The 20,381-nt window shown below is 64.0% G+C and carries 16 protein-coding genes and 2 pseudogenes; 8 read left to right on the top strand and 10 right to left on the bottom strand.

Annotated features, from left to right (window positions below; translation table 11 throughout):
- Positions 1-10 precede the first annotated feature (10 nt).
- The 5 genes from V5F63_RS25785 (at position 11) to V5F63_RS25805 (ending at position 7,746) form a co-directional block, all read left to right on the top strand.
- The gene (locus V5F63_RS25785; RefSeq protein WP_213375406.1) at positions 11-1,057 is read left to right on the top strand and encodes a ribose-phosphate pyrophosphokinase; all 1,047 of its coding nucleotides are present in this window, start codon (positions 11-13) and stop codon (positions 1,055-1,057) included.
- The gene (locus tag V5F63_RS25790; protein WP_394071852.1) at positions 1,054-3,423 is read left to right on the top strand and encodes a phosphoketolase family protein; all 2,370 of its coding nucleotides are present in this window, start codon (positions 1,054-1,056) and stop codon (positions 3,421-3,423) included. Before V5F63_RS25785 ends, V5F63_RS25790 begins: the two co-directional genes overlap by 4 nt.
- Before the next feature lie 8 nt (positions 3,424-3,431).
- The gene (locus tag V5F63_RS25795; protein WP_394071851.1) at positions 3,432-4,790 is read left to right on the top strand and encodes an MBL fold metallo-hydrolase RNA specificity domain-containing protein; all 1,359 of its coding nucleotides are present in this window, start codon (positions 3,432-3,434) and stop codon (positions 4,788-4,790) included.
- Positions 4,787-6,319, top strand: a complete 1,533-nt coding sequence (locus V5F63_RS25800; RefSeq protein ID WP_213375404.1) for a thymidine phosphorylase family protein — start codon at positions 4,787-4,789, stop codon at positions 6,317-6,319. Before V5F63_RS25795 ends, V5F63_RS25800 begins: the two co-directional genes overlap by 4 nt.
- A 140-nt stretch (positions 6,320-6,459) precedes the next feature.
- A complete protein-coding gene (locus tag V5F63_RS25805; protein ID WP_213375403.1) occupies positions 6,460-7,746 on the top strand; it encodes an MgtC/SapB family protein in 1,287 nt (428 codons plus the stop codon).
- Here V5F63_RS25805 and V5F63_RS25810 read toward each other — a convergent pair.
- Together V5F63_RS25810 and V5F63_RS25815 are read right to left on the bottom strand one after the other, a co-directional pair.
- Positions 7,726-7,932: a hypothetical protein gene (locus V5F63_RS25810; protein WP_213375401.1), complete on the bottom strand. Its 207-nt coding sequence runs from the start codon at positions 7,930-7,932 to the stop codon at positions 7,726-7,728. The two genes, V5F63_RS25805 and V5F63_RS25810, sit on opposite strands and share 21 nt — an antisense overlap.
- A gap of 120 nt (positions 7,933-8,052) precedes the next feature.
- Positions 8,053-8,256 (bottom strand): heavy-metal-associated domain-containing protein, encoded by a 204-nt coding sequence (locus V5F63_RS25815; protein ID WP_213375400.1) that lies wholly within the window; start codon positions 8,254-8,256, stop codon positions 8,053-8,055.
- A gap of 162 nt (positions 8,257-8,418) precedes the next feature.
- Here V5F63_RS25815 and V5F63_RS25820 point away from each other — a divergent pair, with 162 nt between their 5' ends.
- Together V5F63_RS25820 and cueR are read left to right on the top strand one after the other, a co-directional pair.
- Positions 8,419-10,956, top strand: coding sequence for a heavy metal translocating P-type ATPase (locus tag V5F63_RS25820; RefSeq protein WP_394015558.1), 2,538 nt, complete (start codon positions 8,419-8,421; stop codon positions 10,954-10,956).
- A gap of 33 nt (positions 10,957-10,989) precedes the next feature.
- Positions 10,990-11,481 carry a Cu(I)-responsive transcriptional regulator gene (cueR, locus tag V5F63_RS25825; protein ID WP_298314249.1) on the top strand — a complete coding sequence of 164 codons (492 nt, stop codon included), beginning with the start codon at positions 10,990-10,992 and terminating at the stop codon, positions 11,479-11,481.
- A 177-nt stretch (positions 11,482-11,658) separates the two neighbouring features.
- On the opposite strand, the gene V5F63_RS25830 is transcribed toward cueR, so the two are convergent.
- From V5F63_RS25830 to V5F63_RS25865, 8 genes and pseudogenes are all read right to left on the bottom strand, one after another.
- Entirely contained in the window at positions 11,659-12,270 is a 612-nt protein-coding gene (locus V5F63_RS25830; protein ID WP_394015559.1) for an IS5 family transposase, read from the bottom strand.
- Positions 12,270-12,470 (bottom strand): annotated as a pseudogene (locus tag V5F63_RS25835) (transposase); the annotation flags it as partial. The pseudogene V5F63_RS25835 and the gene V5F63_RS25830, both read right to left, overlap by 1 nt.
- 108 nt (positions 12,471-12,578) lie before the next feature.
- The gene (locus V5F63_RS25840) at positions 12,579-13,256 is read right to left on the bottom strand and encodes a DUF6629 family protein (RefSeq protein WP_298314247.1); all 678 of its coding nucleotides are present in this window, start codon (positions 13,254-13,256) and stop codon (positions 12,579-12,581) included.
- 6 nt (positions 13,257-13,262) lie between these two features.
- Positions 13,263-13,937: a CBS domain-containing protein gene (locus V5F63_RS25845; RefSeq protein WP_394015560.1), complete on the bottom strand. Its 675-nt coding sequence runs from the start codon at positions 13,935-13,937 to the stop codon at positions 13,263-13,265.
- A 140-nt stretch (positions 13,938-14,077) separates the two neighbouring features.
- Positions 14,078-15,769: an alpha-glucan family phosphorylase gene (gene glgP, locus V5F63_RS25850; protein ID WP_394015561.1), complete on the bottom strand. Its 1,692-nt coding sequence runs from the start codon at positions 15,767-15,769 to the stop codon at positions 14,078-14,080.
- Between the two features lie 175 nt (positions 15,770-15,944).
- Positions 15,945-16,148: a DUF2934 domain-containing protein gene (locus V5F63_RS25855; RefSeq protein ID WP_298307270.1), complete on the bottom strand. Its 204-nt coding sequence runs from the start codon at positions 16,146-16,148 to the stop codon at positions 15,945-15,947.
- Between the two features lie 299 nt (positions 16,149-16,447).
- A pseudogene (locus V5F63_RS25860) lies at positions 16,448-16,654 on the bottom strand (chromate transporter); the annotation flags it as partial.
- Entirely contained in the window at positions 16,641-18,515 is a 1,875-nt protein-coding gene (locus V5F63_RS25865; RefSeq protein WP_394015562.1) for a heavy metal translocating P-type ATPase, read from the bottom strand. The pseudogene V5F63_RS25860 and the gene V5F63_RS25865, both read right to left, overlap by 14 nt.
- A gap of 287 nt (positions 18,516-18,802) precedes the next feature.
- Here V5F63_RS25865 and V5F63_RS25870 point away from each other — a divergent pair, with 287 nt between their 5' ends.
- Complete coding sequence (locus tag V5F63_RS25870) at positions 18,803-20,365, top strand: DASS family sodium-coupled anion symporter (protein WP_509210865.1); 1,563 nt, start codon at positions 18,803-18,805, stop codon at positions 20,363-20,365.
- Positions 20,366-20,381 lie beyond the last annotated feature (16 nt).

Genomic DNA, 20,381 nt, shown 5'->3' on the forward strand with positions numbered 1-20,381 from the left:
AGCATGATCCATGCGCCTGATCCTTCCCTTGCCCGGAAACGAAATCTTCGCCCGACATCTTGCCGAGTCCGGGGGATGGGAACTGGGTGCGATCGAGACGCGCCGCTTTCCCGACGGCGAGACCTACGTTCGGATTCTCTCCAATATTGCGAACCGTCCCGTCGATCTCGTCTGCACCCTGGCGCCGCCGGATGACGGGTTCCTGCGTCTCGTTTTCGCGGCCGATGCGGCCCGGTCGCTCGGTGCGCGCGAGGTCACGCTCGTTGCGCCCTATCTCGCCTATATGCGGCAAGACCGTCGCTTTCTGCCCGGCGAAGCGGTGACCTCGAAGACCTTTGCCCGCCTCGTGTCCTCGACCTTCGACCGGTTGGTGACCGTCGACCCGCACCTTCATCGCTATGCCGCTCTTTCCGCACTCTACACGATCCCGACAGAGACGCTTCATGCCGCGCCGCTTCTCGCCGACTGGATCGCGGCTGAGGTGCAGAAGCCTCTCATCATCGGGCCGGACGAGGAAAGCGAGCAGTGGGTCTCGGCCATTGCCGCGCGCATCGGCGCACCCCATGCCGTTCTAAGCAAAACCAGGCACGGCGACCGCAGCGTCGACGTCGAGCTCCCCGACCTCTCGCAATGGAGCGGCCTCCGGCCGGTCCTCGTCGACGACATCGCGTCGTCCGGCGACACGCTCTTTGAAGCCGCATGCAAGCTTCCGCTCCAGGGGTTCGCGCGGCCCGTCTGCGCCGTCATCCATGGCCTCTTCGCCGAGGATTCCTACCAGCGCTTATTGGCCGTCGCCGACAGAATCGTTTCGAGCGATTCTGTCCTGCATGCGAGCAACGCCATCCGTCTCGCACCCCTGATAGCCGCCGCCATCTCGGCCGCCCGGAATGTCCCGCGGGATATTGTCCGCCACAGGCGGCCGGCCGAACCGCTCGATGAAGTCGAACGCGCCGGCATCGACTCCTTTCCGGCCAGCGATCCTCCGCCATGGACAAGCGGCGTCAGTCGAACGCGGACGCCGGTCCCACAACAAGGAAAAGGTGATAGCGCAACATGAGTGAAATGACATCGGACGCATTCGCGATCTGGCAGAAGGGCTACGGGCCCATCGAGCACAGCGCCGAGACGGTCGAGCGTGTTGCAGCACTCGCAGCCTCGGGATACATGGCGCCCGACAGGCTCTACCGGCTGCTCGCCGCTGCCGACCGTCTGGCCTGCGCGGCGATGTGGACCGTCGTCCACATGACCTATGCCAGCCGGGTCAATCTCTCCGGCGCGCCGCTGCCGGCCGCTGCGTTCAAGCCGACGCCTGAAGGCCATACCGGTGGCTCGCTCAACATGGTTCCTGCTTTTGTCGGCTATCTCACCGCCAACACGATCACCGCCAAGACCCGCTCGTGGCTGATGGGGCAAGGCCATTGCGTCGCAGCGATCGAGGCCGTCAATGCGCTGACTGGCGACGTCTCGCCGACGCAGAAAGGCCGCTACGACCGGACCGAGAAGGGGCTCTCTCAGCTCGCGGCCGACTTCTATTCCTATGCGATCGATGCGGAGGGTCGCGCCGCGGTCCCGCTGGGCAGCCATGCTGGTCCCAACACCGCCGGGGCGATCTCGGAGGGAGGCTATCTTGGTTTCGCGGAGGTGCAATATGTGCACATGCCGCTTCCCGGAGAGAGTCTCATCGCCTTCCTGAGTGACGGTGCCTTCGAGGAGCAGCGCGGCTCCGACTGGACACCCCGCTGGTGGCGCGCCGAGGATTCCGGCCTCGCGATCCCCATCATGATCCTCAACGGACGCCGCATCGAGGAGCGCGCTCAGATTGCCCAGCAGGGCGGGGCCGACTGGCTCGCGGCCCATCTTCGCCATAACGGCTTCGATCCCTTCGCGATCGACGGCCGCGACCCGGCCGCGTTCGCCTGGGCGATCCTCACGGCCGAGGAGCGGCTCGGACGTTTCGCCGCCGATGCCGATCACGTCTATCCCGCGCCCATCCCCTATGTGATCGCCAAGACGATCAAGGGGTTCGGCTTTCCGGGCGCCGGCACCAATGCGGCGCACAACCTTCCGATCGACGGCAACCCGTCGCGCGATGACGCGGCACGAAACGCCTTCAACGAAGCTGCAGCAGCGCTCTTCGTTCCGCTGCAAGAGATTGACCGCGCGGTCGGCGCGCTTGCCATTCACGACCCGCAGAACCGGCCGCTCGAAAGCCGCCATCCCCTCGCACTGCGAAGCCCGCCGTCACCCCAGCTCCCCGAACCCGAATGGATCCGCGTGGGCGATGCTCCGGACTGCGCCATGCATGCGCTAGACCGCTGGTTCGTGCGCGTCGTCGATGCCAATCCGGATTTACGGCCGCGGCTCGGCAATCCCGACGAGTTGCGCTCCAACCATATGGGCGCCGCGCTCGATCGTCTGCGGCATCGCGTCAACGTCGCCGAGCCCGGGGTAGCCGAAGCCGTTGATGGCGCCGTCATCACCGCGCTCAACGAGGAAGCAGTTGCAGGTGCGGCGCTCGCCAACAAAGGCGGGCTCAACCTGATCGTCAGCTATGAGGCCTTCGCCATGAAGATGCTGGGCGGCCTCCGTCAGGAGATCGTCTTCGCCCGGCGTCGTCGCGAGGTCGGTCAGGAGTCCGGCTGGATCTCGGTGCCCCTCGTCGTCACCTCCCACACCTGGGAGAACTCCAAGAATGAGCAATCGCACCAGGACCCGACGATTGGCGAGGCACTGCTCGGCGAGATGTCGGACACAGCCCGGGTGCTCTTTCCAGTCGACGCGAACAGCGCAATGGCCGCGCTGCGATCGGTCTATGACGGACGCGGCCAGGTAGCCTGCCTGATCGTATCGAAGCGCGACATGCCGCACCGGCTCGACGGCGAGGCGGCTGGCCGGTTCGTGTCCGAGGGCGCGGCCCATATCGATGGCAATCCCGGCGAAGCCGACCTGCAACTGGTGGCGGTCGGGGCCTATCAGCTCGAGGAGGCGCTCAAGGCGTCACGACGCCTCTCGGCCCGTGGCCTCAAAGCCGTCGTGACGGCATTGGCGGAACCGGGTCGCTTCCGTGCGCCGCGCGACCCGATCGAGGCCGCCTTCACCGCGAGCGACGAGGATCTCGCCGCACTATTTCCCCCGCAGCTTCCCCGCGTCATCGTCACTCATACGCGGCCCGAGCCGATGCTTGGTCTGTTGAGGCGGCTGGACGGGGGACCGCTGAGAACCGCCGCGCGCGGCTATATCAGCCGGGGCGGCACGCTCGATGTCGACGGCATGCTGTTCGCCAATCGCTGCTCCTGGGCTCACCTGATCGATGCGGCGACCCCGCTTGCCGGTTGGTCACGCGACGATCTGCTCACGCCCGCCGAACGCGCCGCCGTCGACAGTAGGGGTAACCCCGCCGATCTTTTCCAACCCGTGATCTGAAGGCCGCCATGCTTACGCTGACCTCGCTGGGCGGTGCCGGCACCGTCACTGGCTCGAAACATCTCCTGACTCATGATGGAAAGCACATCCTGATCGACTGTGGCCTGTTCCAGGGCCTCAAGAACTTGCGCGAGCTGAATTGGGAGCCCTTGCCGGTCGAGCCCTCCAGCATCGACGCCGTCGTGTTGACCCATGCCCATCTCGACCATTCCGGCTATCTGCCGAAGCTGGTGCGCGACGGCTTTCGCGGCCGCATCTTCGCAACCGAGGCCACGCGCGATGTGGCCGAGCTGATCCTTCAAGACAGCGGCTATCTGCAGGAGAAGGACGCCGAATACGCCAACCGCAAGGGATTCTCGAAGCACAAGCCGGCCTTGCCGCTCTACGGAGTTCGCGACGCGGAACGCGCGCTCGAGTTCTTCTCAGCCGTTCCCTTTGGAAAGCTCGTTCAGCTTCCTGGCGGTCCGACGCTGATGTTCCGCCATGCTGGGCACATCCTGGGCGCTGCAACCGCGGATATCGGCTGGGCCGGCCGTCGCGTTACCTTCTCCGGCGATCTCGGACGCTACGGCGATCCGGTCATGCCGGATCCCGAGCCAGTCTCGGAAGCCGACTTCATTGTCATCGAATCCACCTACGGCGATCGCATTCATAAACCGGGCGACATCACCGAGGTTCTCGGCGCGGTGATCGAGCGCACAGTCCAACGCGGCGGCACCGTCGTGATCCCGGCCTTCGCGGTCGGCCGCGCACAATCGCTGCTCTATCATCTGTGGAAGCTGAAGACCGCCAGCAGGCTGTCGAACATTCCGATCTATCTTGACAGCCCTATGGCGATCGACGCGACCGATTTGCTTCATGCGCACCCTGCTGATCATCGCCTCACACCGGAGGTCTGCGGCGCGATCTGCGGAATTGCTACGTATACGAGAGATGTCGAAGGGTCCAAGGCGATCACGGCGAGCCCCTATCCCAAGGTGGTGATCTCGGCGAGCGGCATGGCGACCGGCGGTCGCGTGCTCCATCATCTGAAGGCTTTCGCGCCCGAACAGAAGAACACCATCCTGTTCTCCGGCTTCCAGGCCGTCGGAACGCGCGGACGTGCCATGTTGCAGGGTGCAAGCGAGATCAAGATCCACGGCCAATGGATTCCCGTTCGCGCAGAGGTCGACGATCTGACGATGCTCTCGGCTCACGCCGACGCCAACGACCTGATGCACTGGCTCTCGGGTTTCCGTCACAGCCCCTCGCGTGTCTTCATCGTGCATGGCGAGCCCGAAGCCGCTGAGGCGCTGCGCGTACGCATCGACAGGGATCTCGGATGGAGCGCGAGCGTTCCCCGTCAGGATCAGGTGTTCGATCTATGACCGCAGCCCTCGAACGGACCGACGCCCTTGCACAGCCGATGCTCCGCGCCAAGCGTCTTGGCCTGCACACCCAGCATCAGGCCGTGGTCATCATGCGCACAGACTGCCATGTCTGCCGTTCGGAGGGCCTTGCCGCACGCTCGCAGGTTCTTGTTTCGACAGGCAATCGGGAGGTGCAGGCAACGCTCTTTCAGATAGAGGGCGGCGAATTGATCGCGCTCGACGAGGTCGCTCTTTCTGAGACCGCCTGGACGATCCTCGGCATTGCGGACGGCGAAGCCGTTAAAGTCACACATGCGCCGGCGATCGAATCGTTGGCAAGCGTGCGCCGGCGCATCTACGGCAACCGCCTCGACGCATCCGCCTTCACGGCGATTGTCAAAGACATTGTCGCCGGACGATACACCGACGTGCATCTTGCCGCATTCCTGACGGCGGGCGCCGCCTTGCCTCTGGACGAGCAGGAGACCGCCGATCTGACCGGCGCGATGGTCGAGGTTGGCGAGCGTATGCGCTGGGATGCCCCGATCGTCGTCGACAAGCACTGCATCGGCGGCCTGCCGGGCAATCGCACCACGCCGATCATTGTCGCGATCGTCGCAGCGCAGGGCCTCATCATGCCCAAAACCTCTTCACGCGCGATAACCTCGCCGGCAGGCACGGCCGATACGATGGAGACGCTCGCTCCAGTCGACCTCGACATTGCGACGCTCCGGCGCGTGGTGGAGGCTGAAGGCGGCTGCATCGCCTGGGGTGGCGCGGTGCATCTCAGTCCCGCCGACGACATCTTCGTGCGCGTCGAGCGTGAGCTCGATGTCGATACCGAAGGCCAGCTCATCGCGTCCGTGCTGTCGAAGAAAATTTCCGCGGGCTCGACCCATGTGGTGATCGATATTCCTGTCGGCCCGACCGCCAAGGTCCGCAGCGAGGAACTCGCCGGTCACCTCGCCGAACGCATGGGGGCGGTCGCCGCGCGTTTCGGCCTGACCGCGATATGTCTCCAGACCGATGGTTCACAGCCGGTCGGCCGGGGGATCGGGCCGGCGCTCGAGGCTCTCGATGTCCTGGCTGTCCTTCAAAATGCCGGCGATGCGCCGGACGATCTCAGGAGGCGCGCCGCGACGCTTGCGGGTGCAGCGCTCGAAATCGGCGGAAAAGTGGCAACGGGTGAAGGGACTCGACTGGCGCTCGAAACGCTCTCCGACGGGCGCGCCTGGGCGAAGTTCGAAGCCATCTGTGAGGCGCAGGGCGGGATGCGGACACCTCCGACTGCGTCCAACGTCCATCCGCTTGTGGCCCCGCATGCAGGACGCATCGTCCATATCGACAATCGAAAGCTCGCCCGGCTTGCAAAACTCGCTGGAGCGCCCGAGGCCAAGGCCGCCGGCGTTCGCATGGACGTGCGGCTGGGCAACGAGATCGACAAGGGCCAGCCAATGCTTCATGTCCATGCCGAGACGCGTGCCGAACTCGCCTATGCCCTGGAATACGCCGCCCGGTCCGGCGATATCGTCAAGGTCGAGGCATGAGGCGGCAATTGGTTCTCGCCGGCGTCGTGGCAGCGCTTTGGGATCAATTCTATCGGTGCGACAAGGTGCTGCTCAGACGAACAGGCGACCGTCATGATCAGCTGCGCTGATGACGTGACTTATCCATCACGGGCCACGCCATGGACTTCTTGATCCTGCAGCTCGGTCTGGCACTTGCCATTGGCTTGCTCGTCGGCCTGGAGCGTGGGTGGCGCGAGCGCGACACGCCGGATGGCGGCCGCGCGGCGGGCATCCGAACATACGGCATCTCCGGACTGCTCGGCGGCGTGGTGGCGGCTCTCAGCGCCAGCCTTGATGCTCCCTCCATTCTGATCGCCGGCTTCCTCGCCTTCACCGCGGTCTTCGCCTGGTACAAGGCACGCGAGTCCCTCCACGATGAGGATTACAGCGTGACCGGCATCATCGCCGCGCTGGGCGTGTTCGCCTTGGGGGCGCTTGCCGTCGTCGGGGATCAGCGCGCCGCCGCCGCCGGTGGGGCCGCGCTCGCCGCGGTTCTCGCCAGTCGCGAGCTTCTGCACGGGCTTCTCAGGCGAATTTCCTGGATCGAGCTTCGTTCGGCTCTGGTGCTCGCGGTGATGACGGCGATCATCCTGCCGCTGCTGCCCGATCGAGCCGTCGATCCCTGGGGCGGCTTCAATCCCCGGCAGGTGTGGCTCTTCACCGTGCTGACGGCGGCGATCTCCTTCCTCGGCTACATCGCGGTCCGGGCTCTCGGCACGACCCGGGGTATTCTGGTCAGCGGTCTTGCCGGAGCCGTCATCTCGTCCACCGCCGTAACTCTGTCGCTGGCGCGGATCGCCAAGACCGGAACGAATCCCTGGCCGCTGGCAGGTGCCGCGATCCTCGCGGCGGGCGTATCCGTGATACGGGTCACGGCAATCGTCGCCATCGTCGCGCCGTCGGTGCTGGGCGTCGCGGGTCTGGCCATCCTGGCCGCAATCGGCGGCTTTGCGACCTGCGGCATTCTCCTCCTGCTGTCGCGCCACACCATTTCGGGCGAAGGTACGCAACCGCCGCGCAACCCCTTCGAGGTGGGGCCGCTGATGTTGTTCGCGGCGCTCTTCGCGGTCGTCTCCACCGTGAGCGCCGCTCTTTCGGTCGGAAGCAGCAGCGGGATGGTGGCGACCTCCGCCATCTCGGGAATATTCGATGTCGACGTGGCAGTGCTCAGCGCGTTGCGGCTGCTCGGACAGCCGGCAACCATGGAGGCGGTCGGACACGCCGTGCTTCTGGCGCTCGCTACGAATGCCATTGGCCGCCTGGCCGTCGCCGCCGTTGCGGGACCGGTTCGCTTCTGGCTCCCGCTGGCGGCCGCTACGGTGGTGGCCATTGCGCTCGGCTACGCTGCCTTTGCGACGCTGCCGCATTTCGAGTGGCCGGGACCGTCAGCCGTGATCGGCTCTTGAATGGACGAGGCGCGGGCATATACCGTCGTCCCGCACCCGGACCGCAGATTTGCCGAGGACGGAGCTCCGTGCCTGAAGTCGCGTCAGAACTCCCACCGTCTGCTCGATCTCATGTTGTTCGGACGGCATGATCTGAGAGCACAGTTCGGTGATCTCGGCGTCGTTGATCTCGGCTTCACGGCGCATCGGGATGGCTCCGGAATGGTGGACGGCTCCCAGCGTTTCCGCACCGAACAACGCACTACAGCGCCGGTCCGCTCCAGGCCAGCGGACCAGCGCCTGTCCTTGCCCCGAGAGAAAGGCGCGTCAGCCGGGCTGAACCTCTGCGGGATAGCCTGCCGACTTGAGCACCGCGCTGATTTGTTCGACGTCTGCCTTGCTCTCCAGCTTTACGGTCTTCAGCGCCGTGTCGACGTCAATCCTGGCGTCGACGTCGATGCTCTTGAGAGCTTTGGTGACGGTCGCAGCACAACCGCCGCAGTTCATGTTGGGGATTTTCAGATAGACCATGGCTTTTTTCCTCAATTTGGCACTCCGTGAGTGAAGGTGGTGCTTCCAACAATGGGAAGGTCAATAGGTCTGCCCGCCGAAAAAATGCACCAGTCGGCGTTGACCTTCCCATTGTTGGAAGCACCATGTTCGCGGTCAGCTGTGATTCAAGGAGCTGACGACATGCCGACCTCAACCGCATTCGCCTCTCCATCCGCAACGTTGCGGCTACGCATCGAAGGCATGACCTGCGCTTCGTGCGTGGGGAGGGTCGAGAAGGCCTTGAAGGCACTGCCAGGGGTGACGCGCGTGTCGGTCAATCTCGCGACGGAGCGCGCCGAGGTCGATTTTTCCGCACAACCCGACCCGGTTGCCGTGGTCGGCGCGGTCGAGACCGCCGGCTACGAGGTCGGTAGCGAGACGGCGGAACTCGTCGTCGAAGGAATGAGCTGTGCGTCCTGTGTCGGACGCGTTGAGAAGGTCTTGAAGGCGCTTCCCGGCGTTCTTGATGCATCGGTCAACCTCGCCACGGAGAAGGCGCGGATCCGGTATCTCGACAATTCTGTTTCCGCCTCGGATATGATTGCTGCGGTAGTAAGCGCCGGCTACGGCTCGCGTCTGGTGACGAATGGGGCGGTTGCCGAGGATCGGGAGGCCGCTCGGCGCGAGCGGGACATGCGGTCGCTGCGCAATGCGCTGATGCTCGCGGCGGTCCTTACCGTGCCGGTCGTGGTTCTCGAAATGGGCAGCCACTTGGTTCCGGCAATCCATATTTGGGTGATGGAGACCATCGGGCAGCAGGGGAACTGGTATCTGCAGTTCGCTCTGACGACGCTGGTATTGTTCGTCCCCGGTCTGCGTTTCTTCATCAAGGGCGTCCCGGCGCTGCTGCGCGGCCGCCCTGACATGAACACGCTGGTCAGCCTCGGCACCGGAGCGGCCTGGGCCTATTCCGTGGTCGCGACCTTCGCGCCTCACCTGCTGCCGGAAGGCACCCACAACGTCTATTACGAAGCGGCGGCTGTGATCGTCGCGCTGATCCTGCTCGGCCGTTGGCTCGAGGCGCGCGCAAAAGGGCGCACGAGCGAAGCGATCAGACAGCTGATGGACCTGCAGGCAAAGACGGCGCAGGTCCTTCGCGACGGGAAAGCGGTACAGGTTGCCCTGTCCGAGGTCGTTGCCGGCGACATTGTGCAGGTGCGTCCCGGCGAGCGGGTGCCGGTCGATGGCGACGTGCTCGATGGTTCTTCCTTCGTGGACGAGTCCATGATCACGGGCGAGCCGATCCCGGTTCAGAAGGGCGCGGGCGCGGCAGTCGTCGGCGGCACGATCAACAAGACGGGCAGCATCACCTTCCGCGCCACCAAGGTCGGCGGCGACACCGTGCTGGCGCAGATCATCCGCATGGTCGAAGCCGCGCAGGGCTCCAAGCTACCTATCCAGGCGCTGGTCGACCGCGTGACCGGCGTCTTCGTGCCAATCGTCATAGGAATCGCGGCACTGACCTTCGCAATCTGGCTGGTGTTCGGTCCCGATCCGGCGCTCGCCTTCGCGCTGGTCAACGGCGTCGCTGTCCTGATCATCGCCTGCCCCTGCGCCATGGGTCTCGCTACGCCGACGTCGATCATGGTTGGCACGGGACGCGCCGCGAGGATGGGCATCCTGTTCCGCAAGGGCGAAGCGCTCCAGACGCTGAGGAGCGCGAAGGCCATCGCGCTCGACAAGACGGGCACGCTGACGAAGGGGCGGCCGGAGCTGACCGACCTTTCGCTGATCAACGGGTTCGGGGAGTCCGACGTCCTGTCTCTCGTCGCCGCCGTCGAGGAACGCTCCGAGCATCCGATTGCCGAGGCCATCGTCGCCGCCGCGAAGCTGCGCGCTCTCACCTTTGGGACCGTCCAGAACTTCGAGGCGGTTCCGGGCTTCGGCGTCGCTGCGACCGTCGATGGCCGTCAAGTCGAGATTGGCGCGGATCGCTACATGAAGAAGCTCGGTTACGACCTCGCGGAGGTCGAGCCGGTCGGCCAGAGTCTGGCGAGCCAGGGCAAGAGCCCGCTCTATGCCGCGATCGACGGCCGGCTCGCGGCAGCGATTGCCGTCGCCGATCCGATCAAGCCGACGACACGCGATTCCATCGCAGCGCTGCATCGGCTGGGGATCAAGGTAGCGATGATCACCGGCGACAACGCCAGAACCGCCACCGCCATCGCCAGGCAACTCGGTATCGACGAGGTGATGGCGGAGGTTCTGCCGGACGGCAAGGTCAAGGCGATCAAGGCGCTGCGCCAGCGCTTCGGAACCGTGGCCTTTGTCGGCGACGGCATCAACGACGCTCCGGCGCTCGCCGAGGCCGATGTGGGCGTCGCGATCGGGACCGGCACGGATGTGGCGATCGAAGCGGCCGATGTTGTGCTGATGTCAGGCGATCTGCGCGGCGTGGTCAACGCCATCGCGCTCAGCAAGGCGACGATCCGCAACATCAAGCAGAACCTGTTCTGGGCATTCGCCTACAACGCCAGCCTGATCCCGGTGGCGGCCGGCATCCTCTATCCGTTTAACGGAACGCTGCTCTCGCCGATCTTCGCGGCAGGCGCCATGGCGGCATCGAGCGTCTTCGTGCTCGGCAATGCGCTCCGTCTGAAGCGCTTCCGACCGCCGATGACCGTGGACTCCACTCCCGCGAGGCGGGCGCATCGGCCGGCGCTTGTTCCGGCCGAGTGACCCCAGCCGAGCCGCAGTAGGAGAGTTTGGAACATGAACATCGGTGAGGCAGCGAAGCGTTCGGGCGTCAACTCCAAGATGATCCGATACTATGAATCCATCGGACTTACGGAAACGGCAACCCGACAGGAATCGGGGTATCGTGACTATTCGGACAATGACGTTCATGCGCTCCGCTTTATCCGTCGGGCTCGGGACCTCGGCTTCTCTGTCAAACAGATCGGCGATCTTCTCGCGCTTTGGCGCGACCGGGATCGCAGCAGCGCCGATGTGAAGGCAATCTCCCTCCAGCACGTGCGGGACCTGCAGGACAAAAGGCAGGCCATAGAGGACATGATCGCGACGCTCAGCAACCTCGCTCAGCATTGCCATGGCGACGGACGACCAGACTGCCCGATCATCGCCAATCTCGCCGATGCGGACGTCGAACTGCGTGAGCCACAGGCCGAGAGCCGTCCGAGCAAAGCTCCCATCGCTCCCCTCGAAAGGGGCCACCTCGGACGGACGTCCACTCGTAAGGCCTGACCTTGGAAAAGCGAAGAACAAGCTTCCCGTCCTGCAGTGTCATCATCGATGGAAATAGATCGAATTGCGCCTGTGGGCGATGCCGGTCTCTTCGCCAGCTCCTTCCAGCTCGCTGCTTCATCAGCATTTCCGCAGCCGCCCTGCGCCTCGTGGAGTCTTCCCAATCGAGCGATGGCGCTAGGTGGTGTGGACGGATTTGACCAAGGTGAATCCGGCTGCGATAGCGACGATGGATGCGAAGTTTCGCTTGGTCTTCTCGCAGCGTAGAGCGACGCGTTTGAAGCGCTTAAGCTTGCCGACGGCCTGTTCGATGCGGGCCCGTCCTCGGTAGAGGGCCTTTGCGAAGAAGCGAGGTTTATCCTTCTCGTTGGCCTTGTGCGGAATGACCGGGATGATGCCGCGAGCACGGGCGGCTTGCCGGTTGGCCTTGCTGGCGTAACCCTTGTCGCCGACAACTGCTCGCGGATCGACGTCGGGACCGAGGCCAAGCAGGATCGGGAAATGCGGTGCGTCGCCTTTTTCGCCTCCGGTCAGGTCGAAGGCGATGGGATGGCCGTCGAAATCGGTCTTCAGATGGATCTTGGTGGAGAAGCCGCCGCGCGAGCGGCCGAGCGCCTGACCCTTCTGCCCCCTTTGGCGCCTGCCGCCGAGACATGAGCGCGCACGATCGTCGAGTCGAACATCTGCACGAGGTGCGCCGAGGACGACAGTGAGGCGAGATGATCGAAGAAGGTCTCGAACACGCCCGCCTTGCTCAACCGGTCGAAGCGCTTCCAGACGCTGTTCCACTTGCCGAACCGCTCCGGCAGCGTCCGCCAGGTGATGTTGTGAACCGAGAAGTAGTGCAACGCTTCGAGGAAGAGCCGGTCGTCCCGACCTTTGTCGCCCCGGCGCGGCAGCGAGGCACGCAACACCTCCAGCGCCACCGACCAGTCTGCATCCGTCATCTTCGTGGACATCGCCGACCTCCAAATCAGTCGGCTCTCCATGAATCAGACAATACGCTTCAGAGGAATCCTCGCCATACGACATGCGGCAATCCGTCCACACCGCCTAGGTCTCCGCAAGCGACTTGGCAGTGCCGGTCTGGGGGCTTGTCAGACAGTCCCCATAGCCGAACCGGTTCGCGGCTTACGCAATGTCATCGCGACAAGATAAAGCGACATGAGCGCTCCGCCGAAGCAGAAGACGGAGATATAGGCATAGGCAAAGAATGTGTATGTCACCACAAGAACACCCAGGACCAGCAAGCCAAAGACCTTTACGGCACGGTCACGCGACAACAGGAATGGAACGGTGACGAGCGCAGCGTAGATGCCATAGGTTGTTTCGCGCGTCACCACGAAGTCGAGAAGATTGACATCCTGATAGCGGACTGCCCTTTCGAGGAACGTTGTCGTCAGCCAGCCTTCATGCGCGAAATACGGCACATATTGCAGTGCGCCTAGCATGCCCCCGGCGATAGCGAAGAACAAATAGAGGCTCCGGCGCCGCCCGTGCTCGATGAAGTAGGTCGAGACCGGCGCGCCGACCGGCCAGGCGAGCCAAGTGAAGAACATGTAGGCCAGCGAATAGCGCGTCACGAGGTCCTGATCGCCCCACTGTCCGGCAGTCCATACGAGCCCTTCCGTCGCTTGCTGGAGACCGAACAGGAATGGCAGGGCAGCGATCGCGAGGTATCGCCGATCGGTCTGCCAGGCGCGATAGGTGCTCAATACTCCGGCAGGCATCAGAATCGCGGCGGCCGTGAAGCTCGCTTCTGCGGACAGGCACATCTCAGATCATAGCCTTACAGGACCTTTTTTCGAGATACTGAGATCATCCTTGAACCCTGGTCCGGCAACACCTTCAACGATCATGCGAATCGCATCATGCTCGTCTTGGGACCGAATATCACCTGCGACATGCACGATCCCGCCCTCGACGGCGACGACCGGCTGGGCTGATAGAACCGAAGCGGCTTCGGCGAGGCGTGCGACAATGGCGCGCCGCACAGCCTCGTCGCCTCGGATCTCGGCATCCGGCTTGCCGGTCGCAATGACCTTCAAGAGATCAGCCCGGCTGACGATGCCAACCAGTCGCTCCTTGCGCATGACCGGCAGGCGCTTGATGTCATGCTGGTCGATCAGCTTGGCGATCTCGTGCACAGCGGCGTTCTCGTCGATCGTGATGACATTCTTCGTCATGACATCGCCGACCTTCCAGCTCCGACTCTTCACATAGGCCCTCGCAACCGCATCGGCGTCTTGCAAGGGATTGGGGAACGCCTCTGCGGTTCCGAGCTCCGTGCGCCGCAGGAGGTCGCCCTCGGTCACAATGCCGGCAAGCAGGCCATCATCGGCAAGTACGGGGACCCCGCTCACATGTTCAGACAGCATGATCTGAGTCGCGTGCCATACACTGTGCTCTGGACTCACGGTCGTCGGCACCTCTGTCATCAGATCCTTTGCGTTCATCGTTCAGCCCACGTCCCTCTGCATTGCAGAACCCTGCGTTGATCGATCTCGGCACCTGGCCCCGCGTTCTCTACCCGGAATCGGTACAAGCAATCGGGGCCTTTTCACCGCTCGAGTCGAACCAGCGTCGGCCGCTGTGGTCAGCGCATATAGGCTTCCGTCGCATAGCGGCGCATCATGCGCTGGCTGTTGAAGGTCGCGCCGATCTTGCTGATCGACTGCTTCATCATCCAGATCCAGCGCGCCCTGTCATTGTAATAGAGCGGAAGAACGACGGACTGCAGCTTGTCGAAAAGCGCCGAGGCGTCTCCTGCTCCCGGCGGATGTCCTTCGATCGCCCATCCGGTAACTCCCTCGACCCAACCCTCGATCCACCAGCCGTCAAGGACGCTGAAGTTCAACACGCCGTTCAACGCCGCCTTCATGCCGCTGGTGCCAGAAGCCTCCAGAGGTGGAAGTGGCGTATTCAGCCATATGTCGCTGCCCGAAACCATCGCAGCGCCAAGTTTCATGTCGTAGCCGGGCAGGAATACCACGGGCACGACACCGGCAAGCCGCTCGATGTGCCGGTGAAAGCTCTCGATCAACCGGTGCCCGGGTTCATCGCGCGGGTGAGCAAGACCGGCCAGGACGACCTGGAACGGCTGGTCCTGGGCAATTGTCATCAATCGCTCGAGGTCGCTGAAAAGCAAATCCGGTCGCTTATAGGCCGTCATCCGCCGCGCAAGCCCGATAAGCGGAACATCCGCATGCATCAGCGTGCCAGTTGCATTCCTGACGTGTTCGACAAGTTCCGATTTTGCCACCTGGTGGGCGTTCCACACATCCTCATCAGCCAATTGGTCCGCAAAGGCCAGGATCTCGGGCTCGTGAGCCCAGTGCGGGAACCGCGCCACATGGAGTTCCGCCAGTGCCCGATGCGTCCACGTGTGGGCATGAACACCATTGGTGATCGAGCGTATTTGATAGCCCGGAAACATCTTCCGGGTGGTCTCTGCATGCCGCCGCGCCACGCCGTTGACATAGCCGCTCAGATTCAGGGCGAGTTGCGTCATATTGAGCCGATCCTGGCCGGCCAGCTGTTTCAACTCGTCGACTTCCAGGTAGTCGCCCAGTACGCGGTCGATGAGAGCGTAGTCGAACTTGTCAAACCCTGCCTCGACCGGAGTATGGGTCGTAAATACGCATTTTTCTCGCACCACGCCGCGATCATAGAGACTTCCGCCAGGAGCGAGATCGTCGGTCGGTCGGCGTGTTTCCCGAAGCAACTGCAGCGCAAGAAGCGCCGCATGTCCCTCGTTCAAATGGTAGGTGCGGATCGAGAAGCCGAGCGCGCGCAACGCGAGCAGGCCTCCGATCCCGAGCACGATGTCCTGCTTCAGCCGATAGGCATCGTCGCCGCCGTAGAGGCGGTCGGTTATTTTCCTGTCCTCAGCAGCGTTCTGGTCGAGGTCGGTGTCCAGCAGCAACACCGGAACGGCGTGCCCGATCGGGCATGCCAGGCGGTAGAGCCTCGGCTGGATCCAGACGCTCCGCCCCTCGATGGAAATGGCCACCATGGCGGGAAGCGGATGTGTCGAGTCCGTCGGCGTCCATGGATTCGGCTTATCGATCTGCGCGCCACCGGCGCTCAGCTCCTGGCGAACATAGCCTTCTCGACTGAGTAAGGTTACGAAGACCATCGGGAGATTCAGATCAGCCGCTGAGCGGGCCGTGTCGCCCGCCAGGACGCCAAGCCCGCCGCTATAGGTGTGAATGTCTGGACGGAGCGCGATCTCCATCGAAAAGTACGCGACAGTCGTGTGATAGAGGAAGGGTTCGAGGGCTTTCATGAAGGTCCCCTATTCCCATTCCAGCCAGACTGGCCGGATATCGCGGCAGCCCGGCATCGCACAAAGGCTCGATCGCGTCCAAACCTCCCGCCTACCATCGCCGGCCAAAGCCAGAGCACACCAAGATCACTTTTCAGTACGCACTGCCATGGACGCCCGAAGCAGCCGATGAACACTATGAGGCCTTCTTCGCAGCTGCGGCGCTTTTCAAAGCGAGTTTGCTCTCGGGTTCTGCCGATGTGACCTCGGCTTCGGCTCGCAGCCAATGCTCCAGATCGCAGCCATTCGGACTGCCTTCGCCCACCCAGATTTCATATGCGCGGTGCTCGATCTTCAGCTTGAGAGGGCTGTCGGCCGGACTTTCCTGCTCTGTGCTCATCGTCTCGTCTCTCCTTTTCCGCGCGACATCACGCCCGCCCAATACAGGTCTCCTGCGTTCCGCCGCATGTCATTGATGCAGGTTAAAGATGGCCTCGGGCTCAGCCAGCCCGATGGCCTGCCAAGCCCGACGCCGGATGCGAGGTACAGCTTCGATGCCACCCACGCCGGCGCGATCGGTGAGCCGATGCTGACGCCATGGGCTGCGTTCGAGGAACGTCGCCGGATCGGCGAACAGCGATTTCTGTACGCGTTAAATTACTCAATGCCGCCGTCGGATCCCGGCACATAGCAGCTTGCCAAGAACTGGCAGAGCGCGACGAGATCGGCGTAGCCGGCCGCATCGATCCACTTCCGGCGCACCACGAGTTCGTCGCGGAAATAGCCGAGATCGGCGATCGGCCCGGCGAAGGAGGTGAGGCCCAGCTTGAGGAAAGCGTGGAACACTTCGGGCGGCGTGCCCCAGTCCCGCCTGTCCGCCTGCGGACGATCATCAGGAATGCTCATCGGTGCCTCCGGCCGGGATTGGCCGCAGCGCCCTGAGCGCGTTTAGGATGACGGCGACGTCGATCAGTTCCTGCGTCAGCGCGCCCTGCACCGGCGGAAGGAACCCGAGGGAGGCAACAGCCATCGCCATGACCGACAGACCGATCCCGGCGATGACGCTCTGCAGCGCGATCCGCTTCGTGCGATGAGCCAGGAAAAGCGCGTCGGCCAGCCGGTCGAGCCGGTCGACAAGGAGAACGATGTCGGCCGCTTCCGAGGACGCTGCCGAACCCCGGGCGCCCATCGCGACGCCGACATCAGCCGCGGCGAGCGCAGGCGCGTCATTGACCCCGTCGCCGACCATCATCACCGCGGCGGCGGCTCGTTCGCGCAGGACGACCTCCACCTTGGCGGCCGGGTCCAGCTCACCCTGCGCGGCGTCCAGTTGCAGCCGGTGTCCGACATCCGCCACGACATCGTCGCGATCGCCGGAGGCAAGGACGATGCGGCGGATGCCGGCCTTGCGGAACGCGGCGAGCACGCCTGCGGCATCGGGGCGGATGGGGTCGGCGAGCGTGATGATGCCCGCCACGGTGCCATCCACGGCCACGGCGACCACCACGGTTCCCTGAGCGAGCCCGGTCCCCAATGCACGCGGATTGCCCGCGGCACTGCGGGAGCGGACGAAGTCGCTGCCGCCGACCACGACACGCCGGCCCTCGACGATGCCTTCGATGCCGGTGCCTGCCGTCTCCTGAGCCTCGGAAGGGCTCGACAGAACAAGCCCGCGCTCATGCGCCGCCGTCACCAGCGCCTCTGCCGTGACATGGGCCGAGGCCTGATCGAGCGAGGCAGCGAGCCGCAGGATCTCGTCCTGGTCCCAGCCTTCCACGGTCCGGATTCCGGTGACGGCGGCCCGGCCGAAAGTCAGCGTTCCGGTCTTGTCGAGAATGACCGTGCGTATCCTGGCCAGCGCTTCGAGCGCCCCGCCGTTCTTGACGAGGACGCCGCGCGCGGCCGCGCGCGACATGCCCGATATGATCGCCACGGGCACGGCCAGGATGAGCGGACAGGGGGTGGCAACGACCAGAACCGCCAAGGCGCGCAGGCGATCGCCGCTCAGCCCCCATGCCGCGCCAGCGAGAACGACCGTGAACAGCAGGAACCAGATCGCATAGCGGTCCGCCATGCGTACCATCGGCGCCTTGCTCTTCTGCGCCGTCTCGACCAGACGGACGATGTTGGCGTAGGTGCTTTCCGCCGCCTCGCGGGCCACGACGAGATCGAACGCGTCACCCACGCAGGTGGAACCACTCAGGATCTCCTCGTCGGCGAGCCTGCGTTCTGGCAACGCCTCCCCAGTGAGCGCCGCCTCGTTGAGCAGCGCTTCACCCGCCGCGACCTTCCCGTCAGCCGGGATCACCTCGCCACGGCGCACCAGAATGCGATCGCCGGGGCGAAGGCTTTCGATCGTCACCTCCTCGAGTAGATTGCCGGCATAGCGCATGGCGGTCCGCGAGACGCGCCCGAGCAGCGCCGTCATTTCTCGCCGCGCCCGGCCCTCGGCGAAACTCTCCAGTTGTTGGCCGCCAGCATACATCAACGCCACGACGTTGCCGGCGAGCGGTTCGCCGAAGGCGAGCGCCGTCGACATGGACAAGCCGGCAACGATGTCGAGCCCGATCTGGCCGCGTCGGAGGGCAGAGAAGATCTCGATGATGAGCGCCGCCAGAACGGGGAGCGTCCCTGCAGACCAGAGGCGTTCAGCCCAAGCGCCATTGTCCGTCAGAAAGGCGATCCCGCCGCCCGCCAGCCCCAATAATGCGATGACGACCAGCAACAGTCTGGCGCGGGCCGTGGCCAGGCCGGTGAACAGACCCACGTCGAACCTCTGGATGGCTGGTCGCCGACTGCCACGGCGGGCGAATGCCCTTCCTTATAATCATTCTAATTAATACGCCATTCAAAAGTCGCGAACAACAGAGCCAGCAATACCGTTGATCAACAGGCTCACGATTCCCCTTTTTCATCTTCAAAACAGCCCGCCCCGAGAAAGTGTTTCAGTCCGCTGTTCGTACAACGTCCAAACGGTCGAATGCCGCGATCAGTAGATTCTTTGATATCGATTAAGGTTTCCGGTGTTCCCCCCGGCCAGTGTTTGCGCTGGCAATGCAAGGGGATTTCGACATCGTGTCCGGAACGACAGATCGCAATATCGCCGCCCCTTCAGAGCAAGGTTCGAGGTCCCAGTCTGGCCGCGCGCCTCAGGAGCCATCTTGGCTCCGCTCGCATTGGGGCCTGCTTACGGGTCTTGCGGCGCTTATCATCGTCATCATGCTCCCGACCCCGGAGGGGCTGCCCGTCGCGGGCCAGCGCATGCTGGCGGTGCTGGCCTTCGCCGTGATCGTGTGGATGACGGAAGCGGTCGATTACGCCGTCTCGGCCCTGATCATCGCTGCCCTGATGGCGTTCCTGCTGGGGCTGTCCCCCTCTCAGACGAATCCTGACGTGCTGATGGGCACCAGCAGAGGGCTCGGCCTGGCCTTTGGCGGCTTCGCCAATACTGCGCTCGTTCTGGTCGCGGCGGCGCTGTTCCTCGCCGCCGCGATGACGATCACCGGGCTCGACAAGCGCATTGCCCTCGTCATCCTCTCGCGCACCGGCACCCGGAGCCGCGACGTCGTCATCGGCGCGATCATCGTGGGCATCGTCATGGCTTTTCTCGTGCCATCCACCACGGCCCGCGTGGCCAGCATCGTTCCCATCATGCTCGGCATCATCGCGGCGTTCGGCGTGAACAAGAACGGCGCCTTCGCCGGCATGCTGATGATCACCACGGTGAACACCGCCAGCATTTGGAATATCGGCATCAAAACGGCAGCCGCCCAAAACATGGTGGCCGTCGGCTTCATCGAGCGAACCCTGAACTACACCGTTACCTGGCTGGAATGGTTCGTCGCCGCTGCGCCCTTCGCCGTTATCATGACGGTGGTGCTTTATTTCGTCATGACGCGGATGATGAAGCCAGAGGTCGATGAAGTCCCGGGCGGACGGGCGGCGATCCGCAAATCGCTCGCCGAGCTCGGCCCCATGAAGACGGCAGAAAAGAAGCTGCTCACCCTGTCGCTCACCCTGCTCGCCTTCTGGTCGACGGAAGGGGTCCTGCATCCGTTCGACACCTCGTCGACGACGGTCGCCGCGGTAGCGCTGATGTTTGTGCCCGGCATCGGCATCATGACGTGGAAAGAGGCGCAGCCGCGGATCCCGTGGGGCACGGTCATCCTGTTCGGTATCGGCATCAGCCTCGGCACCGCGCTTCTCCAGACGGGCGGCGCGGTCTGGCTCGCCGGCATCGTGGTGGAGCGGTTCGGGCTCGCCGGCGGAACCTCTCTCTTCATCCTCGCCGTGCTCAGCCTGTTCCTCATCGTGATCCATCTCGGCTTCGCCAGCGCGACGGCACTCGCCTCTGCGATGATCCCCATCGTCATCGCCGTGCTGCAGAGCGTATCGACCCCCGGCATCAACATCATCGGCATGACCATACTGCTGCAGTTCGTCGTCAGCTTCGGCTTCATCCTCGTGGTGAACGCGCCGCAGAACATGGTGGCATACGGAACCGAGACCTTCGAGGCGAAGGACTTCGTGCGCACCGGCCTCGTGCTCACAGTGATCGCCTTCGCGCTCGTCATGCTGCTTGGCGCAACTTACTGGAAATGGATCGGATATGTCTAAGATCCGGCAGCACCCT

It is taken from the genome of Xanthobacter wiegelii (assembly GCF_043193855.2).
Taxonomy (GTDB): Bacteria; Pseudomonadota; Alphaproteobacteria; order Rhizobiales; family Xanthobacteraceae; genus Xanthobacter; species Xanthobacter flavus_A.